This is a genomic window from Chitinophaga sp. 05T412 (genome assembly GCF_056396465.1).
Genome location: NZ_JBFTLN010000028.1, coordinates 20,618 through 27,116 on the forward strand (window position 1 = coordinate 20,618; position 6,499 = coordinate 27,116).

General features: G+C 39.0%; 5 protein-coding genes. 2 read left to right on the forward strand and 3 right to left on the reverse strand.

Annotated features, from left to right (window positions below; genetic code table 11):
- Positions 1–2 precede the first annotated feature (2 nt).
- On the reverse strand, positions 3–1,283 hold the full coding sequence (locus AC1DFM_RS34380; RefSeq protein ID WP_477081311.1) for a condensation domain-containing protein: 1,281 nt from the start codon (positions 1,281–1,283) through the stop codon (positions 3–5).
- A 399-nt stretch (positions 1,284–1,682) separates the two neighbouring features.
- Positions 1,683–3,008 carry a hypothetical protein gene (locus AC1DFM_RS34385; protein WP_477081312.1) on the reverse strand — a complete coding sequence of 442 codons (1,326 nt, stop codon included), beginning with the start codon at positions 3,006–3,008 and terminating at the stop codon, positions 1,683–1,685.
- Between the two features lie 480 nt (positions 3,009–3,488).
- On the opposite strand from AC1DFM_RS34385, the gene AC1DFM_RS34390 reads away from it, so the two are divergent.
- The gene (locus tag AC1DFM_RS34390; protein ID WP_477081313.1) at positions 3,489–4,802 is read left to right on the forward strand and encodes a hypothetical protein; all 1,314 of its coding nucleotides are present in this window, start codon (positions 3,489–3,491) and stop codon (positions 4,800–4,802) included.
- A gap of 235 nt (positions 4,803–5,037) precedes the next feature.
- A complete protein-coding gene (locus AC1DFM_RS34395) occupies positions 5,038–6,384 on the forward strand; it encodes a hypothetical protein (RefSeq protein WP_477081314.1) in 1,347 nt (448 codons plus the stop codon).
- On the opposite strand, the gene AC1DFM_RS34400 is transcribed toward AC1DFM_RS34395, so the two are convergent.
- A partial coding sequence (locus tag AC1DFM_RS34400; RefSeq protein WP_477079316.1) for an IS3 family transposase occupies positions 6,381–6,499 on the reverse strand: 119 nt, incomplete at its 5' end. The genes AC1DFM_RS34395 and AC1DFM_RS34400 overlap by 4 nt on opposite strands.

Sequence of the window (6,499 nt, forward strand, 5' to 3'; positions counted from 1 at the left end):
GATTACAATGTATCATTTATGGCAGCACTAATACGGTTATAGTTTTCTGTAAATATAGCGTGCATTGATTTTTCATTTATTGACCAGAACTTTTTATCCCAACAAAGTTTAAATAATACTCCATCAGGTAATTGTTTTGCAAAGAAATGAATTCCACCTATTGATACCATTTTTGAAGTAGACAGAGTGTCTAATGGATATTCAAAAAGAGCATTTGGGTATACTATTGCATCATTTTCCAATATAAAATTGCATTCCGTACTTAAATTATTAATACCATTATTCTTCCTTATAAAGTCGAATACCTTTCGTGAATCGAATTGGCTGTGAATAAATGCGTTTAACAACGTTTCTCTGACAGTATCTAATATTGTAAGCATTGAATCTTCTGGATTCCATCTAAACCTTACTAGCAATGGCACGAAAATATTCGCTATAATAGAACGCTCCTCTTCCTTTGTTCTGTTTGAAGATGGAATAGCTAAAATAATATCATTAACTTTCCGGGATTGGTATATTATTAGTAAATGAATTGTAGCAATTATCGTTAGACCTGAATACCTTGACGCAGAGGAAATTCTCTTAAAATCTTCAAATTCGTCATTAGTAAAAACTCTCACATAGTTACCGGCAACGGCCAGAGGTTTTTTACTTTTGGGTATTTCCATATATTTAATTCCTTCCAGGTTATCATACCAATACTTCAAATTACTTTCCGCCTTTACGTTATATGTAGTTTCGTTTAGTATAAATTTCTCAAACGATTCTGATGGCAAGCATGGTATCAGATTTCCATTAATGGCTTTTTGATAGCATTCCACTAACTCACGCTCAAACAGGCCAAACGATGTGCCATCCATAGCGATATGGGAAATACATAAACTCAAGTAATACTGTTTATTTATTTTAAAAATAGTTAGCCTAATAGGAGAATCCTTTTCAAGATTAATTGCGGGCTTTATATCTTCTCCTATAAGTAACAAGCCATATTGTTTCCTGAAGGCTTTCGTTAAGCCTCTAACGGTATGTTCTACGATGGGCGCAGTCTGGTCAACAAATTGTTGTCGCCAACCACTACCGGTCCTAAGTAGTCTTAGCCTCAAAGAAGGATGTTTATTGATTAAATACCGCACAGTGGTTTTAAATGCCTCCTGGTTGAAATCATTCTGGAACTTATAAACTCGACGAAGAGGATAGGCGTTCTTAGGATCTGATTCATAGTTTTGTACAAGATGTCGCTGTCCATATGCCAATGGACATATGCCTTCTTTTATCAATTCCATAGCAGCTGTTAATTGAGGAGTTTGTACCATCAAATAAATATTAGTGAAGAAAGTTGATACAGTATTAATCTATCATTAGTGTTTTACCACGCATAGGGCTATATTTCACAAACGTTTCGGGAGTTTATTTCTTGGAAGTCGTAACTGTTTAGAAAAACCTGCAATATTCCAGTCGATAGAATGAAAATAAGTCATAGAACTGCAACAGGGTTACGTGTTGCCAAATTTAAAAAAATAATGTCGTCTCGATAAGATCAAGACGGTGCCTATTATTGTTGGAGGTCTGGTAAATCATCACGTTTCATCTCTACGACTTTCTTCTATAAAAAAATATTTGATAATCAAATAGTTAGGCGAAAGCGTAAATTGCCCAAATAGGAGACGCTGTACTCGCGCTGACTAAACTTCTTCGCGCTGTTGGATAAGGACACCATTCAAGTAAAAGTCTTTCTTTTTTAAACCATAGAGAGTCCAAGCCGCAGCATAAGGACAACCAAGGGCTTCATTTGCTCGTTGCCAAGGGCGGTTTTCACAACGATCATCCACCACGCGGTTTTGAGACGCTCTGCAAGTCTGAATTAGGCTACATGGCATTTCTCCTTCGAGAAGAAACTTACTAAGTTGCCATGCTACGCGAAAATGCGCGGGATCAGCAGTTTCCTGAAGCCGTTCTAATCCGCGTGGAACTCGTACCCACCTTCCTCCATTATTGTTAATGGATAGCGGGCCACCTAAAAAATTGTAAGTTTTGTAAAATTCGATATTTAATGCGGAGTCACGATTAAATATTTCAATTAAAAAATAAGGATTCTCTTCCCGTAATATTCTTCCTCGTTCTACACTTGCTTGTAATAATTCCTTTGTAGCCGTATAGAATTCATGTCCATACAGCGCATTAGTTATCTCTTGAATTGATTGAACGGCAACTCGGGAATACGCAAAATGGTCCCATTGTATCCTTTCATAGAAAGCATAACTAAAATCTGTCACATCCCGACCGTTCGTTGGCAAATACTCCACCTTCGCCATTTCTTGAATAATTTTCACGAACGCCCACCCTGGCATATTATACATCAAAGATGCATCACAAAGAGCCRAAATTATTTCGTCACTTGCTTCTAGTTGGGAATAAAGATGATGAACTAAATCTGAGGCGACCTTATAAGGATATCGAGGAAGGCGAGGAAGGCCTGGGAAAAATTTTCTTTCTACCAAATATGCCATCGTCTCTGACACTGCTGCCTCACCAAATGTAAATCTTTTTTCTCGCGCTGTTGGATCACCATTTTGGAGTCTAAGTTTGATAGCCATAGCAGTTGACCTGGTATAGTATTCAAGGATCATTGGATTATGCTCCTCAAGCACCTCAATAATGTGATAGGTGTCTGCCTCCTCCATTGATAATCCGGCTATTTGACCACTGCCGCGTAATGCTTCCAAGAAATCAAGGTGGCGTATCTGTTCAACTGCGGTTGGGCCATTCATGGGCACTTCAACATCGTTAATATTGTCTGGCTGGATAGAGGAAATGAGCTGACGTAGGCAATCAAAAGCACGCCATATTTTGCTTAATCCACTACAGGTCGTCACGTCTTGGACGTAGTGAAGATATTCATGGTAATAAGTGCCTAGATCTGCCTCATTAAGCAGGGCAAGATTAGAGAGGGCCTGATCAGTATCTACAAAAATTTCAAGGAAAGAAGTCAAATAACGTCCATTTTCCATATTGGTGACTGTTGGATTTGAATTTACTTTAAGATACTTTTTGATAAGATAGCAAAACCACTGCAGAAAAGCTAGTAATAATCCGGGCACATGGTAGTCACTCTCGAATATATTGGTTAATTATTAATACGTAATGGACACACAACTATCAAGCCCGATTTCCGGTTAATAATGATACGAAAACCTGAACCACAAAGGCTACAAACTTTTTCGCCTGATGCTGTAACGGAGGTTATCATCGGACATAATATGCCCMAAGATTATCAGGACGAACTGATAGAGGCAATAAAGTCACAATACCCTGCTGGCCTTCCAGTTTACAGGACTTCTAAGACAGTACTGGAGCGGTGACAAAAAATACCTACTACTATATAACTCCACTATAATGAACGACGCCTTTATAAAAGTTTCACATGCTAGATAATTTTGATAAATTTAGATCAGAACGAACGATTACCTTACATAGCAGAAACTCATTTTATGTTAGAAAAAATTACTGAGATTGTCTATGAATTCTTTATCAATTCATCAGATTTTAACGGCATCCCACTTCGGCAGATCTCAGAAGATTTAAAAATCGGATACCAGGAATCTATTGATTTTATCAAAGTAGGCGTGCGAAACGAAGAGCTGAGCATACAATCCAGTACAAACCCGCATATTATTGGCTTTCAAGAGCATGAGATCTCCAATCAGTTAGCTATCTTGGAAAATGCGAAAACTATAGAGGTACAGTATGAAACATTTGGAGAAATAACATTTAGCATGGAACAGACGGAGTACCCTATATGCGTGTATCCTTCTCTGGCATATTTGAGAGACAACYGGAACCTAAATGATTTTGGAGATCAATTTTTCACAAAGAAACTGGCCCAAGGAGAGCCTCAGTTGAGTTTAGTTTATTTTGATATCGAGGTTTTGGAGCGTTATGCAATAGATCCACGCTACAATTTTAGTTTCAATGATTATTCAGGTAACATCTATTGTAAGTATGACGAAGATGAAAAACCACTGGTGCGTGATGAAGATGAATTGTTTCTTAAAAGTTTCGGTCTAGGCTATGGTGAAAATAGAGAGCGCTTGGCTGTGGTTCCACTTTGTTATTTGAAAGACCTCTCCGAAGACCAGCAGCAGTTTTGGAAAAGTAAGATCTATAAGAAAAAAGGAAGGGTAGCTGAGGATTATTATAACAACATAATCTTAGGGCAATGGACATTTTCACATAGCGTGTTTTCTGCCTTTATTGGCGAACAAAACTGCTTGAATGAATTGGCTAAAAAGATATTTGGCAAGCCCCTGTTCCGCAATATTTATGATGCGGAGACCAGGCCACGTGAATTTACTCCATACTTTACACCGACTTTAAAGAACTATCTGGATTTCGTATCATTGACTGATAAGATGATCTCTGATAACATCAATAAAGATTTCTTTGCAGGAAAAATTGAACTGGATGAAGTAACTACCAATACTCAGGGAGTTACTGAGCGAAGGCAAAAAGGGACCCTCAGCCTGTTGCAAGAATGGTTAATCGCTGAAAGAAGTACTGATGGTGCTCCTGGCATCCAGAAGCTTTGCGGTGTATTCAGAAAGGTACGTAAGGAGCGGCAGACACCGGCGCATAAAATCACTCAAAACGAATACGATCTGAAATACTATCAAATGCAGATTCAATTAATTGAAGAATGCTATCATGCAATGAGAGCGTTACGTTACTCGTTTGCGGACCACCAAGATGCAACTGGAGTAGAAATACCCAAATGGCTGGACGAGGGGCGTGTGATTTTACCATAACGGTAAATTCTGATTAAAGAATCAATTCTTAATTTATCCTCTTACCGGCATTTTAAAGAAATTTCTTAATTTTGCACAGTGTCATGGTGTTTCTATAGAGTTAATGTCCCATTATTTTCCAATGCACAATTGCTCCCATAATTGACCCGCCTATGAGCCTAGTGAAAAGCAGCCGGTATTACTTATATTTGGTGGATATTTTAATTGGTGCTATTAAACCCTTTATCCCTTATTTATGATCATCGACTTGAATTCAGGTCAATTCTGGAACTTCTCCGCGAAAAATCGAGACTTCTCTGACTTGGTAGAGGTATGTCTACATCCCCAACATACAATCGCGCCTACTGCCTCGGCAGTAAAAATTGTGTTTGACGGTTGCCGGTTCCGTCTGGGATGTATCTTACAATTTGATATCAGTGCTACGCCATTCACGTTGATAGAAATTCAATTTTTGAATTGCTTAATTCCAGGGGAGCAACTTGTTCATACCATTCAAAAAAATGAGCAACAGCAGGTTGACATATTCTTATTTGGTTGCATATTAGGAAATTTCCAATTTGAGAAATCGAGTATCAGCTCTATTTATGTGGGCAGAACAATCTTACCTAAAAGCGTTTTCCGTATCAACGATTCGAACGTTCCCCGTATCCATTTTCAAAATTGCCTAGGCGATTTTTTTATAAACGATACCGGAAATGCTGAAGTTGTCATTGATTTTTCTGACGGGAATTTGCATGTGACGCCCGGTGCTCGGATTAACGCTGTCTATAAGCAAATAGCGCGGGATCTAGGGTTGCATAATGTGCTGGGAATAAAAAGCAGTTTTCATATTACGGATGTAAAAAAAATACGCTATGTGTCCGGAGGACTGGCGAAAAACCAGGGGTTGGTCCGTGAGACGGTACCCGGACTACATGGTAGTCGCCAGCGGTGGAATTATCACCCAACCACAGAGGATTTAGATCGTTTGGAGGTATCGCTGGCAGTGTATCAAAGTAAAGCTGTTACTCAATCGATATATATTAGTGGCGCGGTGTTATCGACCCTAGGCATGAAAGGCATATCGGGATCAGTTGTTACCGTTGAGCACCTAGCCTGTCAGCGCATCTACATCGACGATTTCAGCGCCAAAGAATTCTTATTTTATGATATACGGAGCCGTTTTTTTAGCGATGCATTGTTTTCCCTCTCCAATTGCCGGCTTGGTCCGGCGCAACTCACCAGGGTTTATTTGAATTCGTACGAGGTGGTGAACTTCTACCGTGATTTTTTGGAGGATGTGCGTTTTGCTGGCGTTCAGTTCCCCCGGGTAATACATAGTGTAGAAAATATTCACTACCTGGATCGGAAGGAAAACAACTATGGAGAAATGCAATACGAGCTATACCGGCAGTTGAAGGTGGCGTTGATTAAGAACTACAATCAGGTGCAGGCACTTGACATGCATCAGCGCATGTTTAACGCCATCCGTAAGCATTCTTTCTTAAGTAAGGAAGATCGTTTTATATTGTGTTTAAACCGACTATCAAATAATCATGAAACTTCGATTGGAATTGCAACAATAAAATGGACAGTTGGTTAAGCTGCAATATTTTGTTTGTTTAAAAATTCCCCAAAATCCTGTGGAGACATGTATCCCAGGGCTGAATGTAATCTTTTGCGGTTGTACCAGATTTCTATATATTCGAATACGGCCA

Excerpts from the sequence above, each read along its gene's own strand:
- AC1DFM_RS34380 (WP_477081311.1), bottom strand. The coding sequence starts at position 1,283 with ATGGAATTGATAAAAGAAGGCATATGTCCATTGGCATATGGACAGCGA.
- AC1DFM_RS34395 (WP_477081314.1), top strand. The coding sequence starts at position 5,038 with ATGATCATCGACTTGAATTCAGGTCAATTCTGGAACTTCTCCGCGAAA.